Source organism: Bacillus sp. MUM 13, from assembly GCF_001866725.1.
Taxonomy (GTDB): Bacteria; Bacillota; Bacilli; order Bacillales; family DSM-1321; genus Peribacillus.
The window spans coordinates 45,364-64,613 of the sequence record NZ_MLYQ01000016.1 but is presented as its reverse complement, the minus strand read 5'-3'; the positions used below and the strand labels follow the sequence as shown (position 1 = coordinate 64,613).

18 protein-coding genes and 2 pseudogenes are annotated in these 19,250 nt (G+C 37.9%); 14 read left to right on the top strand and 6 right to left on the bottom strand.

Annotated elements, in window-relative coordinates:
* Positions 1–77 precede the first annotated feature (77 nt).
* Positions 78–716 (top strand): DUF3885 domain-containing protein, encoded by a 639-nt coding sequence (locus BIV59_RS05625; protein ID WP_071350480.1) that lies wholly within the window; start codon positions 78–80, stop codon positions 714–716.
* 55 nt (positions 717–771) lie between these two features.
* On the opposite strand, the gene BIV59_RS05620 is transcribed toward BIV59_RS05625, so the two are convergent.
* On the bottom strand, positions 772–978 hold the full coding sequence (locus tag BIV59_RS05620; protein ID WP_071350479.1) for a YdiK family protein: 207 nt from the start codon (positions 976–978) through the stop codon (positions 772–774).
* Entirely contained in the window at positions 975–1,706 is a 732-nt protein-coding gene (locus tag BIV59_RS05615; RefSeq protein WP_071350478.1) for a CPBP family intramembrane glutamic endopeptidase, read from the bottom strand. The genes BIV59_RS05620 and BIV59_RS05615 overlap by 4 nt, the downstream gene beginning before the upstream one ends.
* A 398-nt stretch (positions 1,707–2,104) precedes the next feature.
* Here BIV59_RS05615 and groES point away from each other — a divergent pair, with 398 nt between their 5' ends.
* Together groES and groL are read left to right on the top strand one after the other, a co-directional pair.
* The gene (gene groES, locus BIV59_RS05610) at positions 2,105–2,389 is read left to right on the top strand and encodes a co-chaperone GroES (RefSeq protein WP_071350477.1); all 285 of its coding nucleotides are present in this window, start codon (positions 2,105–2,107) and stop codon (positions 2,387–2,389) included.
* Positions 2,390–2,449: 60 nt separating this feature from the next.
* Positions 2,450–4,078 (top strand): chaperonin GroEL, encoded by a 1,629-nt coding sequence (gene groL / locus BIV59_RS05605; RefSeq protein ID WP_071350476.1) that lies wholly within the window; start codon positions 2,450–2,452, stop codon positions 4,076–4,078.
* Between the two features lie 299 nt (positions 4,079–4,377).
* On the opposite strand, the gene BIV59_RS05600 is transcribed toward groL, so the two are convergent.
* Entirely contained in the window at positions 4,378–6,099 is a 1,722-nt protein-coding gene (locus BIV59_RS05600; RefSeq protein ID WP_071350475.1) for an amylo-alpha-1,6-glucosidase, read from the bottom strand.
* A gap of 361 nt (positions 6,100–6,460) precedes the next feature.
* On the opposite strand from BIV59_RS05600, the gene BIV59_RS05595 reads away from it, so the two are divergent.
* Positions 6,461–7,888, top strand: a complete 1,428-nt coding sequence (locus BIV59_RS05595; RefSeq protein WP_071350474.1) for a PTS transporter subunit EIIC — start codon at positions 6,461–6,463, stop codon at positions 7,886–7,888.
* A gap of 236 nt (positions 7,889–8,124) precedes the next feature.
* Positions 8,125–8,865, top strand: a complete 741-nt coding sequence (locus BIV59_RS05590; RefSeq protein ID WP_071350473.1) for a UTRA domain-containing protein — start codon at positions 8,125–8,127, stop codon at positions 8,863–8,865.
* A 98-nt stretch (positions 8,866–8,963) separates the two neighbouring features.
* Here the strand turns inward: BIV59_RS05590 and BIV59_RS24365 are convergent.
* From BIV59_RS24365 to BIV59_RS05575, 3 genes and pseudogenes are all read right to left on the bottom strand, one after another.
* A pseudogene (locus BIV59_RS24365) lies at positions 8,964–9,179 on the bottom strand (site-specific integrase); the annotation flags it as partial.
* 320 nt (positions 9,180–9,499) lie between these two features.
* Positions 9,500–10,246, bottom strand: coding sequence for an SDR family oxidoreductase (locus BIV59_RS05580; RefSeq protein ID WP_071350472.1), 747 nt, complete (start codon positions 10,244–10,246; stop codon positions 9,500–9,502).
* A gap of 137 nt (positions 10,247–10,383) precedes the next feature.
* The gene (locus BIV59_RS05575) at positions 10,384–10,770 is read right to left on the bottom strand and encodes a MerR family transcriptional regulator (protein ID WP_071350471.1); all 387 of its coding nucleotides are present in this window, start codon (positions 10,768–10,770) and stop codon (positions 10,384–10,386) included.
* A 474-nt stretch (positions 10,771–11,244) separates the two neighbouring features.
* On the opposite strand from BIV59_RS05575, the pseudogene BIV59_RS22695 reads away from it, so the two are divergent.
* The 9 genes and pseudogenes from BIV59_RS22695 to BIV59_RS05535 all read left to right on the top strand — a co-directional run.
* Positions 11,245–11,618: pseudogene (locus BIV59_RS22695) on the top strand (IS110 family transposase); the annotation flags it as partial.
* A 173-nt stretch (positions 11,619–11,791) separates the two neighbouring features.
* Entirely contained in the window at positions 11,792–13,657 is a 1,866-nt protein-coding gene (locus tag BIV59_RS05570; RefSeq protein ID WP_071350470.1) for a sigma-54-dependent Fis family transcriptional regulator, read from the top strand.
* A 209-nt stretch (positions 13,658–13,866) separates the two neighbouring features.
* Complete coding sequence (locus BIV59_RS05565) at positions 13,867–14,259, top strand: hypothetical protein (protein ID WP_071350469.1); 393 nt, start codon at positions 13,867–13,869, stop codon at positions 14,257–14,259.
* Positions 14,260–14,274: 15 nt separating this feature from the next.
* Complete coding sequence (locus BIV59_RS05560) at positions 14,275–15,144, top strand: alpha/beta fold hydrolase (protein ID WP_071350468.1); 870 nt, start codon at positions 14,275–14,277, stop codon at positions 15,142–15,144.
* A gap of 417 nt (positions 15,145–15,561) precedes the next feature.
* The gene (locus BIV59_RS05555) at positions 15,562–15,978 is read left to right on the top strand and encodes an NUDIX hydrolase (RefSeq protein ID WP_071350467.1); all 417 of its coding nucleotides are present in this window, start codon (positions 15,562–15,564) and stop codon (positions 15,976–15,978) included.
* Between the two features lie 135 nt (positions 15,979–16,113).
* Positions 16,114–16,317 (top strand): hypothetical protein, encoded by a 204-nt coding sequence (locus BIV59_RS23170; RefSeq protein WP_139194313.1) that lies wholly within the window; start codon positions 16,114–16,116, stop codon positions 16,315–16,317.
* Between the two features lie 243 nt (positions 16,318–16,560).
* On the top strand, positions 16,561–17,679 hold the full coding sequence (locus BIV59_RS05545; protein WP_071350465.1) for a YecA family protein: 1,119 nt from the start codon (positions 16,561–16,563) through the stop codon (positions 17,677–17,679).
* A 63-nt stretch (positions 17,680–17,742) separates the two neighbouring features.
* Positions 17,743–18,048, top strand: coding sequence for a hypothetical protein (locus tag BIV59_RS05540; RefSeq protein WP_071350464.1), 306 nt, complete (start codon positions 17,743–17,745; stop codon positions 18,046–18,048).
* Positions 18,049–18,266: 218 nt separating this feature from the next.
* On the top strand, positions 18,267–19,109 hold the full coding sequence (locus BIV59_RS05535; RefSeq protein WP_139194312.1) for a DUF6398 domain-containing protein: 843 nt from the start codon (positions 18,267–18,269) through the stop codon (positions 19,107–19,109).
* Positions 19,110–19,250 lie beyond the last annotated feature (141 nt).

The following is a 19,250-nucleotide window of genomic DNA, read 5'->3' as shown; positions in this document are numbered from 1 at the left end:
AACATTTGGGGTGCAGTACAGAATAGGCAGCATTTTTATTTTTAGCTTTTTCTTACAAAATGTTATGAGGTGCTGGAGTGAAATTAAACGAATTTATGCATCAAACATTCCCTGATTTAGAACTAAAATCACCTTTGTTTTATAACTGGAATACCAGCATACGATTTGAGCTTGGGGTTGAATGGAAAAGAGAATATTCTTATCCGAACAGTCAATATGGGGAGGTATGCTATAAAAGGGTCATTACATTATTTGAAGCTCTGCATTCTTCTGATGATGATATTTTTGTAATTATGGATGTAAATGATTGTGATAAAGGAAAATACAGTAAACGTAAATTCAGTAACTTTTCACCGTATGTTGAGAAGCCGCTTTTGTATAGGTTAAAGCACGAAATAATGTTCTATTTATATCAGGAGGATGATCAAGAAGGAATATGTAGAACTCACAGGTTTTCTCTGAAGTGCAAAACGGCTGATTTGACATACAAAGCTTTGTTAAAGGCTATATGCAATCAGGATCTAGGTATAAAACCAAGGATGCCTCATAGCGTGTATTTCATTAATATAAATAAGAAAACCATTTTTCACGTTTATGATGACAGAGGCTGTGATGTATTGGCAGCTTCAACTGACACAATAAGAGGGATGTATGAATTATATAATGATTGGATATTGGATTATGACCGCCCAAGAATTGATAGGGTATTCACCTGAAGGATGCAGAAAGGGAAACACCATTTACAGGTGTTTCCCCAAAAAATTTAACAGACTATTTTTGTTTAGAAGATTTTATCTTGGCATATAAAAGCAGCATCCGTATTCCAGATCCAATGTCCAGTGTGGCCAAAAGGATGAGAAATAATGATATGAATCCCCATCCAGAGTGAGAGACATGCTGAATGGCATATACTGTAAATAGAATGCCTAAGCCGAAATAAAGGATCCCCATAGCAAGCGGTGATTGCTGCCGTCTCATAAAAACCCTCCGATGATGCCTTGCATATGTTTAGCATTTTGGGCCATTTTTTCGATATCCTTGCTGAACAATTGCAAAATAACAACCAATGTATTCATTGCCACGTGGGCAAACATAGATACCCAAATTCTTTTCGTTTTATTATATAAGAATGCAAACGAAAAGCCCATTGCCGTATAAAGCAGAATATGAACGAATTCCATATGGGCAAGACCAAAAATGAATGAACTGATTAATGCAGACAAAAAGAAATTATAGCGCTTATGAAGTGATCCGAAAATAATTTTCCTGAAGATGATTTCCTCAAGGATCGGCCCGATAACGGAACTGACAAAGATGACCCACGGCACCTGTTTGATAAGCGTCAGGATGTTCTGGGTATTCTTGGAGCCCGGGCTGATGCCAAAAAGCTGTTCAAGATAGGACGCGATGGACTGAGAAAACAAGGCGAGAAAGATCCCTGCAACCGCCCACATAATAGACACAGGAATGGAAGCCTGATTTCGGCTGTTCCTGCTTTCTCTCATATCATGCCTCATAAAGAATAAAACAAGCACCAGTGCTGCCAGGAAGCTGATAACAATCCAATATGCCCCGGACTTCATCTGCAGATCATGGCGGGAAGCACCTGTTAAGGCGCCAAGCATCATAAGGATGGGTACGCCGACAAATCCCGATAGCTGCATGGCGATATATGTGATGATGACAAACCAATATTCTCTTTTCAAAAATGAAAACTCCTTTAATAGAAAAACTTCCTATATTCTTCTAGCAGTCCATGCTGCAGAAGATCCTTTAAACAGCATAACAGTTTTTCCTGAAAGTGTGCGAATGTTTTAAAAGGTACAGTCCTTAAAATGATTTTTATAAATAAAAGGGTACCAAAAAAACACGGAGAACTCCAATGAAAGATTTGCGGACAGCCTATTTGGCGCATTACCTGAGGCTATTCCTATTACGATATAGCATTTCCTATTTTCCGCAGAAATTTATAAAAAATTTTTGATGAAGATACTTGCAAAAGATGGATGATTTATTTAATATAAGAATTGTGTTAGCACTCGTTAGTGCAGAGTGCTAATAATCTAAAACATTTAACCAAAGAATTTGAGGAGGTTGTTTCACTTTGTTAAAACCATTAGGTGATCGCGTTGTTATTGAACTAGTTCAATCGGAAGAAAAGACTGCCAGCGGTATCGTTTTGCCGGATACTGCAAAAGAAAAGCCTCAAGAAGGCAAGGTTGTAGCTGTCGGAACAGGCCGCGTGCTTGATAATGGCGAACGTGTTGCTTTAGAGGTAGCACAAGGCGATTTAATTATCTTCTCAAAATATTCCGGTACTGAAGTGAAGTACGAAGGAACTGAATACTTAATTTTACGTGAAAGCGACATTTTAGCTGTAATCGGCTAATTTTTAGCGGCATACTTAACGAATCATACATTTAAAACCATTAGGGAGGTAACTTATACAATGGCTAAAGATATTAAGTTTAGTGAAGAAGCTCGCCGTTCCATGCTTCGCGGTGTGGACGCACTTGCAAATACAGTAAAAGTAACGCTTGGACCTAAAGGACGCAACGTGGTTCTTGAGAAGAAATTCGGTTCTCCATTAATCACAAATGACGGTGTTACAATTGCTAAAGAAATCGAATTAGAAGATGCATTCGAAAACATGGGTGCCAAGCTTGTTGCTGAAGTTGCAAGCAAAACAAATGACGTAGCTGGAGACGGTACTACTACTGCAACCGTTCTTGCTCAAGCTATGATCCGTGAAGGCCTTAAAAACGTAACAGCGGGCGCTAACCCAATGGGAATCCGCAAAGGTATCGAGAAGGCAGTTAACGCTGCAATCGAAGAGTTAAAAGTGATTTCTAAGCCAATCGAAGGCAAAGCATCCATCGCACAGGTAGCTGCCATCTCTTCTGCTGACGAAGAAGTTGGACAACTGATCGCTGAAGCTATGGAGCGCGTAGGCAACGATGGTGTTATCACAATCGAAGAATCTAAAGGATTCACTACTGAGCTTGATGTGGTAGAAGGTATGCAATTCGACCGTGGATATGCATCTCCATACATGGTTACTGATTCAGATAAAATGGAAGCCGTTCTTGAAAATCCATATATCCTGATCACTGACAAAAAAATCACAAGCATCCAGGAAATCCTTCCTGTTCTTGAGCAGGTTGTACAGCAAGGAAAATCACTTTTATTGATTGCTGAAGATGTTGAAGGTGAAGCATTGGCAACTCTTGTTGTGAACAAGCTTCGCGGAACATTCAATGCAGTTGCTGTTAAAGCTCCTGGATTCGGTGACCGCCGTAAGGCAATGCTAGAAGACATCGCTGCTCTTACAGGCGGAGAAGTCATCACAGAAGAAGTAGGCCTTGACCTTAAATCTGCAACGATTGAATCTCTTGGACGCGCTTCTAAAGTGGTTGTTACCAAAGAAAACACAACGATCGTTGAAGGCGCTGGCGAATCAGCTGCCATTTCAGGACGTGTTAACCAAATCCGTGTTCAATTAGAAGAAACAACTTCTGAATTTGACCGTGAAAAACTGCAAGAGCGTCTTGCTAAATTAGCTGGCGGCGTTGCAGTCATCAAAGTTGGTGCTGCTACTGAAACTGAGCTTAAAGAACGCAAACTTCGCATTGAAGATGCCCTGAACTCTACTCGTGCAGCAGTTGAAGAAGGCATCGTATCAGGCGGAGGAACGGCTCTTCTGAATGTATACAATAAAGTGGCTTCTCTTCAAGAAGAAGGCGACGTGGCAACTGGTATCTCTATCGTGCTTCGTGCAATCGAAGAGCCTGTACGCCAAATCGCTCACAATGCCGGTCTTGAAGGATCTGTCATTGTTGAACGCTTAAAACGCGAAGAAGTCGGCACTGGCTTCAACGCTGCTACTGGCGAATGGGTAAACATGATCGAAGCTGGTATCGTTGACCCAACTAAAGTAACACGCTACGCTCTTCAAAACGCTGGTTCAGTTGCAGCTATGTTCTTAACAACAGAAGCTGTTGTTGCTGACAAGCCAGAAGAAAATGCTCCTGCAATGCCTGACATGGGCGGCATGGGCGGTATGGGCGGCATGATGTAATAAGTCTAAAAATACTTGGTACAAAAGGATTTTTAGGATAGTTATAGAAAAGTGCTCATAATTGATATTAGAAAAGGTCTTCCATCAGTTTAGTTTAGCTGATGGAAGACCTTTTTGGCATTTTCTTAGTTATGAAAGAAAATGTTCATGGGTGCAAAAATACACAGTGTTACTATGGTGAAATTTCATAATGGTACATATTAGATAGCTATACAATAAGTCTTCCAGTTGTTCGTTTACTCAGGAAGGCTTAACAATAATGTTACGTGGCTAAATTTAGAAACATTCTTTTATTTCATTTACTTCACTAGTTTAGCACCTAAGTAAAGAAAAGTACTAGCTGTCCAGGCAAATGAACGGTCTCTCAATGGTTCTCCTGTAATGGCATTGAAGTTTTCCGCAAATCCGCTCATTGATGTCAGCCGGCAGTATCTATCTGCAATTTCCATAGCTAGCTCTTGTTCTCCACTATCCTCCAAGGCATCCACTACAAGAAGGGTAGTCGGGCCCCATATAGCTCCGCGCCAGTATGCATCATCTTCATACAATGGACTATCAATCGCTTCAGTAGCGATACCCCATTGTGTTAAATAACGTTCACTAGAAAGCAGTTTGATAATGTTTTCCTTAGTCTCTTTAGGAAGTCTATCCCCCAAAATGATTGAAATGAGAGGAAGGATACTGTAGCTATCTATTATTTCCCCGTTAGCTGTAATTTTAGCAACTGGTAAGTTACCTTCAATAAAATAGGCACGGAAGGCTTTTGTTAAGTTATCGGCCATTTCTTGCCATTTTGTCTGCTCAGAGCTCATATCCATTTTGCCGGCAACTTCAGACAGCATATCCATTGCTTTTATAAGAAATGCCGTCAGATCAGGAGAATCAACAACAATCGGCAATTTAAATACCGTGCTGTTATCCTGTCCAGAATCATTACCGTGATGATATTCACAAATCCCGTCCTCATTTGAGTCCTTGTAGGATAAGTAGAAATTCACCTGTTTGCTTACATATTGATAAGCCTGTTCTAATTGATCAGGAGAAAAGTCCATTTTTTTCATCATTTTAGAGAAAAACAACCCCTGTACAGGCGGTTTCATAAAGTTCCAGCGTATGGTTGAATCAGAAACGGATCCCGGAATTTGCCCAAGCTCGTCTTGATGATCGAACAATACGGCCATTTGATCCCATGCCAAATCATTATCGACTCCTGCCAAAGCTACAGCATTAAAGCAGTGATCCCAGCTCCATGCTCCAGGAAAATGATGATTCGAAGCGTACATCGTATACCGTTTTAAGTATCCTTCGGGTCTTACGATCGATGACCATGTAATATAAGCCGCTGGTTTAAGAGCTGCTTGATAGGCAGCAGGGACTACCAGCTGATTATCGCAAAAGCTCTGAAAGTTTTCACGGCTTTTTTTCAGCGATTGATCGAAATCATATTCTTTCCAGTCTGGTTTCAACACATGGGTCGGGATGTCCTGAATAACGCATAGAAATTCATCCTTAATGGATGACACATCAATAATAGATATATTGTCAGCCTTGTTCATGCTTCCGGTTTCATCGATGTGGATGTTCTGCTTAAGAGTCACTGAGCCCTTGGAACAAAAAATAAGATATTTAGTTAAGTTTTTATAGCTGTTGACGATGCAAAATTTTTTATCATCTTTGCCAAGTAGGTAATTATATTCAAAATTATAGAGGGGCTGCGTGTCGAGCCGGAATCCTATCTTTTCTCCGGTTCCTTTTACCAACAGCTTCGATTCTCCATCAAAACAGATAGAAACCTCTCCTCCTTCAAATGTAAGAGTAATTAGGTTGTAATCAGCCGTGTAGCTATAGTCTACCGGTATTCCATTTTTTATTGGTATCAATTTAAGTGAATTCATGTGAGGTTTTGATTTACCGTGTAAGGAACGTAAAAAAAGGCCTTTTTCGGAATCGTTTTCACTTTCTTGATAAGAAAGTGATAGATAGGATCCAAAGTAACTAAATGGTGTGTGGGCTAGGTTCATAAGTGATATCTCCCTTCTCTAACTTGTTTAAACAAGTTTCACTACTCCTCATTATAGATATAATATATCCCTAGTCAAGAAGATAAAATTCTAAATTATTGGATGGGTTGTCTCAGTTTGATATCCAGTCGTAATTATGTATTAACTTTAAAAAATGTTGAGTATGCAAGGGATTTCAGGTAAGCCTTAACATAATTGATATAACTGCAATGAAAGCGCAAAAATGATTGTTGACAAATCTTGTTTAAACAAGTTAATATGAAATCAATAAAACTTGTTCAAACAAGTTGCGACAAATATTTCTAATAGACAGGCCCTTTCGTCTAATCGATAGGAGTTCAATGGAGAGGTTGAATACCATATGCAAGATTTGAAACAGAGTGTCGAGCAGATTATTGAAAGCATCGGCGGGGCAGATAATGTCCAAAGTGGTACACACTGTGTCACAAGATTAAGACTCGTTTTAAATGACCAAAGCTTAGTTGAGGTTAAAAGGCTAGAAGAGATTGATATAGTAAAAGGAAGTTTTGATGCAAGCGGTCAATTCCAGGTGATTATAGGTCCTGGGTTGGTAGAGAAGGTATATAGAGAATTTATCTCGCAAACTGGGATTTCGGAAAGCTCCAAGGAAGAAATAAAAGAAGTGGTTAATCAAAAGAAAAATCCTATTCAGAAAGCCATTCGGACTTTGGCAGATATTTTCATTCCAATCCTGCCGGCTATCGTCGCTGCTGGATTGTTAATGGGGTTAAATAATGTCCTGTCTAACCCGGGAATTTTCTTTAAAGGCAAGTCCTTTTTAGATGTATATAGCTCTTGGGCTGGTGTTGTCGGGGTCATCAATGTCATCGCAAATACAGCGTTTACATTCTTGCCGGCTTTGATAGGCTGGTCTGCCGTAAAAAAATTTGGCGGCAACCCTGTTCTGGGGATCGTGTTAGGGCTGGTGCTGGTTCATCCTTCTTTGATGTCTGCCTATGAGTTTGCGGCCGATCCAAGTAAAGCGGAATATTGGCCCCTTTTTGGAATGCACATAGCGAAAGTTGGTTATCAGGGTCAGGTTATTCCAGTCATCTTTGCAGCATATATATTAGCTTTTTGTGAATTGAAATTAAAAAAAATCATACCTGAATCCATTCAGTTGATATTTGTTTCACCAATTGCTCTTTTGGTGACGGGATTTATTACTTTCGCAGTGATCGGTCCTATTACGATGGCAGGTGCCAACTTGATTACAAACAGCATTGTTTCCCTATTTCATACTGCACCTGTATTAGCGGGAGCTATCTATGGTTTTATTTCCCCGCCTTTAGTCATTACAGGAATGCATCATTTATTTTTGGGAGTCAACCTTCAAATGGCCGGTTCCCTTGGTTATGTAACACTTTGGCCGGTTGGGGAAACGGTAACAATGGCTCAAGGTGCAGCTGCATTAACTATGTTTTTCCTTCTTAAGAATAACAAGAAGTTAAGAGGAGTCGCGCTCACATCGACTGCATCCGCATGGATGGGAATCACTGAGCCGGCTATTTACGGAATTAACTTGAGATTCCGTTATCCATTCGTTGCCGTCATGATAGGAAGTGCGGTAGGGAGTGCTTTCCTTGCTTATCAAAATGTTAAGGCCACTTCTGTCGGAGTGGGAGGCGTCTTGTCTTTCCTTTCTGTATTCCCTGAGAATTGGGTTTCCTATTTTATAGGAGAGGGAATTTCGTTTGTGATGACCGTTGGTTTAACACTTATATTCTATCGCTTTAAAATCTTTCACTCGAATGACAATTTACAGTAGAAGGAATAATTGAACTGATAGGAGTCTATTATGAGTGATTTTTAGACAAGTACAATTATTTTAATCTACCCAAAACAATCGTTTGATTTTAATACTATGAATCCCTTACTCTTCCTAAAAATGAATAAGTAAATGTTGCACATGGATTTTTCATGTGCAATTTTTTTAAGTTTTTCTATTAAAATCATTTATGATAAAATGAAATGGATAAAGTTGAATACTTAGGTGCGTGAAGCATGACAAGAACAAAATACGATAAAATATATAGAGATCTGAAGGATAAAATTGAAAATGAAGTTTATGCTTATCAGGATTTATTGCCTTCAGAATACACCTTAATCAAACAATATGAATGCTCCCGGAATACAATCCGCAGAGCGATAGCAAACCTTGTTTCAGAGGGATATGTACAAAGCCTCCATGGCAAGGGTGTACGTGTGATTTATGAGCCATATCAGCAAGCTGAGTATATACTTGGAGGAGTAGAAACCTTCAAGGAATCCTCTATCAGGAACAAGAAAGTGTATGGAACAAAGGTCGTTTGTTTTCAAGAGTTAGTAGTAGATAAAGAAATAAATAAAATGACATCCATTCCTGAAGGAACAGAAATTTATTATATCCAGCGATTAAGGCTGCTTGACGAAAAAGTATTAATTATTGATCATAACTATTTTAGGAGAGATGTTGTAAAACATCTAACGGAAGAGATAGCAAAGGGCTCAATATATGAATATATAGAAAACGAACTCGGCGAAAACATCGTAACTACTAAACGGTTTATTACAGTTGAAAAAGCCAATGAAAATGATGAAAAATACCTTGGGCTGAACGGTTATAATTGTGTAGCGGTAATCAACAACTATACGTTTAATGCTAAGGGAGTCATGTTTGAATTCACTCAATCACGCCATAAACCGGATTCATTTGTTTTTTTTGATCAAGCGCAAAGGATTAAAAAACCTAATTACTTGTTGTGAATAAGCTGCATGATGTAATATAGCCGCTAAGCCCTTTAGTAATGGGGATTTAAAGCTAATAAAGTCAAAATGCTAACGTATTGTTAACAATGTTTATGTTATTGGAGGTTTCTCATTAATTCAGAGAATTTTTGAGAAGCCTCTTTATTCATGCCTTTCGTTACAGGAAGATATATTTTTCTGGTGGTACTGTCATCTGAATATCCAAGTCTATCCATAATTTCTTCTAGACCCACTTTTGCTTCCGCACATAATGATGTGTGAGTATGGCGGCGTAAAGAATGCGAAGTAAGTGATTCATTTAATTTTGCAATCAATATAAAAATAAAGGAATAGATTTAAGGATTTCCTAGCTATTAACTAAAGTCAATTCCCTAATACGGAATTCGGTTTTTTAAATTTTTCTAAACAAAAAAAGTTCCATAACTCATGAATTGTGAAATGTTTTTTTTTACTAAGAGGGCAGAATAGTTCAATGAGGATTAACGTAAATAAATGTGGGAATTTAGTGGAGAGATAAGAATTTATAAGGTGCAGTATAAAATTAATTTCATTTAATTAAAGAAAAAAACTGCCCCAAAAATAAATCTTGGGACAGCCGCTTATTATAAGCGAAATGATTTTCTTTTTAGAATTACCACTCTTGATGTGTAGGCCGAATAATCATCTCATTAATGGCTATACCAGATGGTTCTTCAATGGCAAAAGCAATGGCACGAGCAATGCTTTCTACTTCAATCGCACCTTTATAAAATTCATCGATTCCAGATTTTAAATCTTGATCTGTAATGGTTTCTTTTAAATCCGTCGCGATAGCTCCTGGAGATATATTTGTTGCACGAATGTTATTTCCGCCAGTAGACTCTTCTAAGCGAAGTCCTTCTGTGATAGCTTTAACTGCAAACTTAGTTGCACTATAAACAGCACTTCCAGGGGCAATAGCGTGTCCAGCTACTGAAGAAATATTAATGATATGTCCGTCTTTTCTTTCTCTCATTGAAGGAAGAACAGCGGAAATTCCATAAAGGACTCCTTTAATATTTACGTCAATCATTGTATTCCACTCATCAACTTTTTGATTGCGTAAAAGTGAAAGAGGCATTAGACCTGCATTGTTTACAAGCACATCAATTTGTCCAAATTGCGAAAGTGCATATTGTGCCAATTCTTCCATTTGTGTATGAGATGTTACATCAGTCACTTTGTAAATAGCTTGCCCGCCATTATTTTGAATGTCTTCTTGCAGTTTCTTTAAAAGATCTTCACGACGAGCTGCCAGTACTAACTTCGCACCTTTAGATGCAAGTTCTTTTGCTGTCGCCTCTCCAATCCCACTAGAAGCACCTGTAATAATAACAACTTTATCTTTCGTATTAGACATACTAATAACATCCCTTCTTGATGAAAAGTAATAAGAAGCTTAATCACGAAAAACCTGCAACTTACTCCCTTTTAGTGTTTAATTAGCATTACAAAAAAGAGTATACCCTTTAAACTTCACTTTAACGCAAGCCTTTTTTAAATTTTTATCTCTTTGTTCTTTAAATTTGCTTCTATCACGTCATACAGAGCTAATTTATAGTTGATTTGCTCTAAGTATGTGTACGTCTTCATCATTTCTTCTTCGACCTTTGTTTTATGCTGGATCATTATCTGTCTGCGTTCTTTAATGGTAGTGTCACCGTTTTTATACAATTCTACGTAACGTTTTATTTCAGCAATAGGCATCCCAGTTGAAAGCAGTGCTAAAATGAAATGAATCCATTCAATATTTTCATCACTATACAGGCGTTTCCCATTCTCATCACGCTTTACAAAAGGTAATATACCTTCCTTTTCATAATAACGTAAGGTCGATGCTGATAGCCCCGTTTTCTCAGTAATCTCTTTAATGCTATAAGTCAATTCATTTCACCCCTCGTTTGAACATGTGTTAAAGTTCACTTTAAGTAATTTTACTATTTCATTATAATTTCATCAACATATTTAGAAAAATGAATAAAAGAGGGTTTTAAATGAACCATTCCTCAGTAAAATAGGTTCTACTGTTCACGAGTTCTTTAAAGAAAATAACAAAAAAGAGCCAGGCCCAAGTTCAATTTTAATATCAGAGGATAAAATTTCATCTAATTTCTTTTAAAATAGCACCAGTGGATTTTGAATACTGCCTTCAAATATAATAATGTTAGAGAAACCTAGTAATGAATTTTTGGGGTACGATAAGTTCTTCCTTGAAAGCGTTATAAAAAGAACCTAAATCACTGTTTTCACTAAATTTAATTTCTTTTGTTGATGGATATGCAATTGAATCGAGCTACGTTTACTTAACGAAACCCTATTCTTACTCACTTCAATTGCTTTTAGATTTTGCTCTAGCTTATAAAAAAAAACTTCGTAGTCGGAATCGATATTGCAAAGCGGAAACACTTCGCCTGCTTTGTCGATGACCGTGGGCGTGTGCTCCAAAAATCTTTTTCGGTATTACAGTCCAGCGACGGTTTTGAGCGTTTTTACGAGCGTATTTTGGCGATCATGAAAGATTACGAGAAACGGAGGTCATTGTCGGGATTGAACCTACCGGCCATTACTGGCTTAATCTAGCCTCTTTCCTCGAGGAACGAGGCATTCCCCTGGTGATGACCAATCCTATGCACGTTAAGCGGTCAAAATAATTGGATGACAACTTGCCAGCCAAACATGACCGTAAAGATGCATTAGTTATCGCTCGCCTGATTAAAAATGGACGCTTCAGTTAACCTCATATCCTTAAGGAAGAGACAAGGGGGGGTACGTCATCATAAGCTACGCAGAGATCCATTGTGCATCGTATATTGAATGTCCACTACTTTACCATTATTAATCAGTAGCGCACCCACCAATGGGGCACCCCGTTGATATATCAATATTTATAGAGGGAGGAATATATATGATAATGGCAGATGAGAATTGGACACAGTTTGTTCTTGAGGGAAGTACTGATATCAACGTAAGAAAAGAAATTTTAGATTCGTGGAATAGGTGTAAGCAATTTGGCGTTTCCTATGAAAAGGAGGAAATTTTTTCACATATTATACAAAGTGATTTTGCAAGCAGACGACAAAAAAATTCCGACCTGATTAACGCCGCAGTGCCAGTTATGGAGGATTTTTGTAAACGCTTAAAAGGGGGAGGATACCTTCTTTTGCTTGCGGATGCAGATGGATATTTATTAGAAGTGATGTCCGATCATAAATCACAAAAATTAGCTGACCGGAGCGGAATATATCCGGGGGCACGATGGACAGAAGAAAATGTTGGTTCTACAGGATTATCAATTGCGCTTAGAACACGGACTGCTATGGCCACTTCAGGGAATGAGCATTACTGTTTAGCTCTTCGGGACTGGGATTGTTCTGCATGTCCTATTTTTGTTGATGGAGTTTATATAGGAGCCTTTGATGTTTGCCGCATAGGTCCCAAAAATGATTTGAAAGAGTTATTTACACTGGCAGGTGCCGGTGCCCGTGCTGTTACGGAAAGATACCGGTTTAATAAAACAAAAATCAAAGAACAGGTTTTATCAAGTGTATTAACCGACTACGTTCATAAGTTGAACGAAAAAACAGGTATTATTTCGTTTGATAAAAATGGTATAGAGTTATTCAAAAATAAGCCGGCTCAAGACTTTTTAATGTTGTTTGAAAAAAACAATTTTGATTTGAAATCAAAAGAAAAAAAAGTATTTAGTAGTTTTGATAATGGTTCGGTATTGAATGAAATGGAAGTGGATGGGAAGAAATTTGCTATCGATTCAGAAGTAATATTGAGTAAAGACAAACAGTTAGCTACCGTCCTATTTATACATCCCAAAACAAAGTTAATTTTGCCCAATACTATAGTAAGCCCCGATTATTTTGCCTTTAATACTAAAAATGCAGCTTTTGATAAGACCATACAAATGTCTGTAAAGGTTTCAAAAAGTGATGCAAGCATTCTTATTCAAGGGGAAAGTGGAGTAGGGAAAGATTATATGGCTCGTTTTATTCACAATCAAAGCAAAAGAAGGGACTATCCTTATACCGCAATTAATTGTGCAGCATTGCCGCGAGAACTAATTAGTACAGAGTTGTTTGGTTATGAAGGCGGGGCCTTTACAGGTGCTAAACTCAAAGGGAATCAAGGGATAGTTGAAGCGTCTAACAAAGGCACAATATTCTTAGATGAAATAGCAGATTTGCCATTAGATTTACAAGCTACTCTTCTTAGAACTTTGGAAGAGAAACAAGTCATAAGGGTTGGCGGTACTACACCAATTCCAGTTAATGTACGTTTTTTAGCTGCTACAAATAAAAATATGAAAGAATTAGTTGAAAAAGGGGAATTTCGAGAAGATCTTTACTATCGCTTAAACGTGTTTAATATAAAGATCCCTTCTTTAAGAGAGCGAAAGGAAGATTTAGAAAATATTTTTAATACCATGTTGTCCAAAGCTTGCGAAAAAGCGCAACGAAAAAAAATCTCTCTCACTGCAAAAGCAATTAGTTTATTTCAACAACATACATGGCCGGGGAATTTAAGGGAACTCAGAAATGTAATTGAACGAATTGTTTATCTGCACGATGAAGATACATTCGATTCATTTCATGCACATGAGTTTTTAAGAGCAGACCAATCAGCTGAAAAAACTAATGAGCGTGAATATATCACAGGCATTCTCCATAAAACGAATGGCAATCGTACTGAGGCTGCAAAGGAAATGGGTATATCTCGCAGTGCTTTATATCGGAAAATTCAAAAATATAGTATTGAGTAAATGGTATATATACTGTTCATTCGTCCGGACATAGACCGGTCAAATATACATGATTTGAAGTCGGAATCTTGTGATGAAAAATAAACAGGCCTGTTCTGATCTGGGTTTTCCCTCTATTTTGAATACTTTAATTAATTGGCATGGTAATTGCATTAATAATTAGTGTAGCCGCTTACAAGGTTAACGATTTCATAAGGGGGACAAACAATATGCATGTTGGAACAAAAGAATGGATGGCCCAGTTCCAGAAAACGGTAAACAATGACCAGGAACTCAATGTTATTGGAAAGTACTTCACTACAACGTTCCTTTGGCAGATTGGCCCAGAGAGTTACGTGATTGAGGTTTTGGAAGGGAAAATTAAGAATATTATTTCAAATCCGACTCCACTGGAACCTTGGAAATTTGCAATCCGTGGAACAGTAGACGCTTGGAGGAAGTTTACTCAGCCGACTCCACCTCCAATGTATCACGAATTATTTGCTGCCATGTTCCAAGGTAACTTACAGATAGATGGCGATATCAAGGAGTTAATGGCAAATTTACGGGCAATGACTCGCCTTCTGGATGTAACAAGAGAAGTTCAACTTACAGTAGCATAAAAAGGAGGATGAAAAATGAGTAAATTATCTACGGTTATAGGTCGTTATGTTTACGTAAATGTACAAGATGTTGAATACAAGGTTTACTTTGAGGAAAATGGTCAAGGTATCCCTCTTGTTTGTCAACATACGGCAGGTTCTGATAACCGCCAGTGGCGCGGACTTTTAGAGGATGGAAACATAACCAAAAACTTCAGGGTTATTGCTTATGATTTACCGCGTCATGGAAAATCAGATCCTCCACATACTGTTGAGTGGTGGAAGGAAGAATATAAACTTACTACCCAGTGGTTTCTTCAATTTGTTAGAAGTTTTTGTGAGGCGCTCGAACTTGAAAATCCTGTATTCATGGGAAGTTCATTTGGCGGAAATGCAGCCCTGCAACTCGCTCTTGAATATCCGGAATACTTTAGAGCAACCATTCCTGTCGAAGGGGCCGATTATACTCCAGGCTATTTCGTGGATTGGTGGAACCATCCTCATACGCATGGTGGAGAGGTTTGTGCATCTGGGACCTGGGGTCTTATGGCGCCACAAAGTCCTGAAAAAGATCGTCGTCTAACATGGTGGTATTATAGCCAAGGAGCACCAGGTGTTTTTAAGGGGGATCTTTATTTCTATAGTGTTGATCATGATCTTCGTGGAAAACTTCACCTGATTGATGCTGAAAAATGCCCTGTATATTTAATGACAGGTGAATATGATTACCTATCTACTCCTGCGGATTCAAAACGTACTGCCGATCAAATCTCTGGAGCGAAATTTGTGGAAATGAAGGGAATCGGGCATTTTCCAATGAGTGAGAATTATGAGGTATTTGTTAAATACTTAGAAGAAGTTCTTCAAGATATCTTAATGAAAGAAAAAGCATTAGTAATAAAATAGACCGTCAAGTTTTTTTTGACATCATACAGGAGAGGCGCTAAGACGTCTCTTCTGTTATTTTTTATCCTCTTATAACAGATGACAAGTATTTAAGTCAAAAGGAGATGAAGGTCTTAAAGGTGCCCGCCGTGCGCCTTATATCTCAAATCTTTAATTGTGGTGTTTCAAAGGCTTTCAACCGATTTGGTTGGGGGTCTTTTTTTATGACTTAACACTGTTTTTGACCAGCTAAACTTTGTCTTTCAATCAATCTAAGAATATTATTTAGGGACTGATTGTGTTTTTCTGTCGATACTGGCTTAAACAAATTCCCCTTACAGTTTTTATTTAGTCGACGCACAGGAACAATCATGTGAATATAAAAGATAGGGTCAATCTTTTAAAAGAATTTTAATAACAAACAGGACGGGATGTTAAATGACAAATAAAATCGTTGTTGCTGTTAAAGGTGTTATTGTGAATGAAGGGAAAGCTTTAATTGTTCGACGTCACATAGAAGATGAAATTGGCGGAGGAACTTGGGAATGTGTGGGCGGGAAAATTGAATTCGGAGAAGATTTAGAAACTGCACTTTTACGGGAAATTAAAGAAGAAGCCGGTTTATCTGTTAGGGTAGAGCGGATTTTATATGCAGCCACATTCAATACTAATCCAATGAGACAAGTTGTTATATTGACCTATTTATGTAGAAGTAAGAGAAAAGAAGTGATTCTGTCAAAGGAACACTCGGATTACAAGTGGGCAAATAAAAACCAGTTGAGGCAGCTGCTGCCTAAAGAAATAATAAGTGATTTCGATAAAAATAATGTTTTCTCCTTAGAAGTATTGAATTAAAATGCTCGTTCCACGTAAAATCTTGTGGAAATCTGCTTACAAGGCAATCATTTAAAGTCTTTATTAGCGGTGACATCTTTTAGTTTTTTATGGAATTTTCTTTCCGCAAGCTATTATTATTCATCTGAAATGCTCTTGGAATTTGTAATGCTTCCTTCGGATGTTTTAACAGGACTTATTGCTGCAATTTTCGGTTATCCTGGCTGTACATTTAGTATTGGCGGATATTCGGACAGGTGTAAATTTGCAATTAATAGATTAATAGATGAGAAAATAGAGGGAGAGGCGATTATAATGCTTAGTTACGGCTTTTTGGATTGGGCTTATAAGATTAAATGAAGTGCATGTATCTGACATACCACTATAATGGTCGATTTTTTTTGTTAGTTCATCTTTTTTTATGCTGGGGATTGTATGATCATGTGAAAAGTTTATATTGAATCTCAGTTTTTTAGAACAGCCAGTCCAGTTCATTTGTTTATATAAAGGGCATGCATGATAGAATGAAAACTATAAGATGGCTAGTAGAGCTGCTGTGAGGGTCGATGTTGTCAATAGCGTGCTCTCTGAAAGGAGTATTAAATGACAGTAGATAATGTTACAGGTATAGCTACATTAAAAGAAGGGCTATCTGCATTACGGGCCGCAGAACTTCATGACATCCGGAAAAAGCTGCAAATTAGAAATGTGAGCACAATGAAAAAGGCGGAGTTAATTGACTTCTTGTCAGAGGAAATTCCCTCTCTCCTCAGAATGATTATTCGCTATTTCGATGAGCGGCGAATACATATCCTAAAAAATATCATAGCCAGTGATGGAGTGATCAGTGGACACAAGGTAACATTAGAGGAATTGGAGTATTTCCCTAAAACCGGATTTATGTTTACTGGTATGCACAATGGCAAGTCAGCCGTCACGATTCCATTGGAATTATTGCCTGCTTTACGTGAAATCATTAGTGACAAAACGATACTTAAAGATGCTAAGAGAAATACGGAATGGATACGGATTACACGGGGGCTGCTCTATTATTACGGAACCGTGCCGCATAATAGGTTCATGGAATTAGTAGAGAAATATACAGCTGTTTCCGAAGACAATTCCGCCTTCTTTCGCGTTTTCTATGATGCGATGGAATGCTACCAGGAAATATATGCTGACAGGTACGGCTATTCTTACTGGGAAGTGATGAATCCTTTAGAAGTTTTAGAGGAGCAGGCATCCAGGAAGAATATTGACTATTACCCTTTTTCGAAGAAACAGCTTCTTGAAGCTGGAGTAACCGACTTTGTAGAGCGTCCAAAGGGTTATTCTCAGCTTTTATCTTTGCTTATGAAAGAGTATCAGATGAGCAATGAAGAGGCGAAGGAGATTGTTGAAACTTGTATTATACAGGTGAAATTAGGTGATCTTCCCAGTCAGCTTCTTGGATTTTTACAAACTCAACTTTCTTTTGAGAGCTTTGAAGCTGCGCAAAGACTTATGGATGCACTTGTTCTTCTTATGAATAATACGAGAGAATGGTTTTTGAAGGGATATACATCCATGGAGCTATTCCCGGAGGATAAGAAAGCGCTGCTGCCCCTGCCCGATAAAAAAGGGGAGGTCATTAGTCTCCAAACCCGTCAAAAGATTGGCAGAAACGATCCTTGTCCATGCGGGAGCGGAAAGAAATTCAAGAAATGCTGTGGAAATGAATAGTGAACCATGTACTGATAAGTACAGAAGTTCTTTCACATTATGTTTAAACAGGAGAGTATGTAAGTGGTAAAAAGGACTGCGGAAGCCTGGGCAGAGGCCAAAAAACGATGCCGTTTGAATGAGGCTGATATACAGATGGCGAAGGAGCTGGGGATGACAGCAAAGAGCTTACTTAAAAATATCCCCGCCCCTGATCAGAAATGGAAAGCATCTGTTAAAATTTGGATTCGCGATTTATATGAAGAGAAGTTCAATAAGGTACTGACAGGAAAGCATCCTTTCAGTGAAGAATCACATAGCATATCTAATAAACGAGAAAAAGAGATTGTACCTGATTACTGGGAAAATGATGAGGACTTGCCATTCTGATAATGATTTACTCAAGATGAAAAGCAGCTGAAGGCGGATGACGATTCTTGCCAAGTTTAGTTATATCGCTACAGCTGAAAAGGGAAAATAAAAACAATATAATAGTAGATGGCCAAAGCAAAATGACCCTGTTTTTAAACAGGTATGTTGTAAACTTTATTAATGGATCGGGTGTTTTACCAAACCATAAAGCTTAAATAGATCTGAGGTTGTGGATGATGACTAAACCGAAAGAAAAAATAGAGGAAAAAAAGAAAGAGTTACTGAAATTAACCAAAGAGTTTAGTAGCCAATTTTTAAATAAAGAGTATGAGGAGTTAATTGAGAAGTTAATAAACAAAATGGCCAGGAAGCGAGAGGTCCCATTTCTGTCAGGCCGTATTGAAATATGGGCTGCGGCAGTCATACATGCTTTGGGAACAATTAATTTCCTATTTGATAAATCTGCTCAGCCATTCGTACCTGTTACAGATATTTTAGAGTATTTCGGAACCAAGCAGAGTACGACTTCACAAAAATCGAAGAAGATTAGAGATATGTTTAATATGAACTACTTTGACAGTGATTTCTCGATAAAGTCAATTATTCAAGATAGTCCTTTTAATGATCTTTCAATACTAAATGGATTATACGTTTCTCAAGATATATTTGATGATCCGCAGGTTGAAATCGAAGAATGGGAAATTCAAGCTGCCCAAATATTAGGGATAAGCGGATTAGAGACAGGTAAAGAATATAAAGTAAGTTATATGGAAAAATTATTTATTGTTAAAGAGACAAGTTTAATGAGTTTTTATCAATATCTAATGGAACAGATGATATTCCCCTTTACTGCGATATATGAAGAGGAAGTTGGCCCTTCAGAAATCGCAGAAATTGAAGTCAACTGTATTCGTTTAGATCAAGAAATGAAAGTAGACGAAAATTATGGAGTTCTTGTTGAATGCAGCTTAGGCAGCGAAAAAATAATATTGCCATTAGCAAGCTTCAAATTGGATGAAGGACATAAGAATTTTAGATGGATTGATTTATATCAAGAATGGTTCTGGTCATATAGATAATGCCCGTTATTGTAATAATTACATAACTTGTAAAACGACAACACGCTATTTTTTGTCCACATGGCCGAAAAAACCAGGATAAAAAAGGCTATTTAATAGAGAAGGTCTTTCATCAGTTTTACAATGTCGAGTGGCCTTTTT

Bases quoted from the DNA above. Each gene is read 5' to 3' on its own strand.
- BIV59_RS05620 (WP_071350479.1), bottom strand. From the start codon at position 978: ATGAGACGGCAGCAATCACCGCTTGCTATGGGGATCCTTTATTTCGGC.
- groL (WP_071350476.1), top strand. From the start codon at position 2,450: ATGGCTAAAGATATTAAGTTTAGTGAAGAAGCTCGCCGTTCCATGCTT.
- BIV59_RS05600 (WP_071350475.1), bottom strand. From the start codon at position 6,099: ATGAACCTAGCCCACACACCATTTAGTTACTTTGGATCCTATCTATCA.
- BIV59_RS05595 (WP_071350474.1), top strand. From the start codon at position 6,461: ATGCAAGATTTGAAACAGAGTGTCGAGCAGATTATTGAAAGCATCGGC.
- BIV59_RS05590 (WP_071350473.1), top strand. From the start codon at position 8,125: ATGACAAGAACAAAATACGATAAAATATATAGAGATCTGAAGGATAAA.
- BIV59_RS05580 (WP_071350472.1), bottom strand. From the start codon at position 10,246: ATGTCTAATACGAAAGATAAAGTTGTTATTATTACAGGTGCTTCTAGT.
- BIV59_RS05570 (WP_071350470.1), top strand. From the start codon at position 11,792: ATGATAATGGCAGATGAGAATTGGACACAGTTTGTTCTTGAGGGAAGT.
- BIV59_RS05565 (WP_071350469.1), top strand. From the start codon at position 13,867: ATGCATGTTGGAACAAAAGAATGGATGGCCCAGTTCCAGAAAACGGTA.
- BIV59_RS05560 (WP_071350468.1), top strand. From the start codon at position 14,275: ATGAGTAAATTATCTACGGTTATAGGTCGTTATGTTTACGTAAATGTA.
- BIV59_RS05555 (WP_071350467.1), top strand. From the start codon at position 15,562: ATGACAAATAAAATCGTTGTTGCTGTTAAAGGTGTTATTGTGAATGAA.
- BIV59_RS05545 (WP_071350465.1), top strand. From the start codon at position 16,561: ATGACAGTAGATAATGTTACAGGTATAGCTACATTAAAAGAAGGGCTA.
- BIV59_RS05535 (WP_139194312.1), top strand. From the start codon at position 18,267: ATGACTAAACCGAAAGAAAAAATAGAGGAAAAAAAGAAAGAGTTACTG.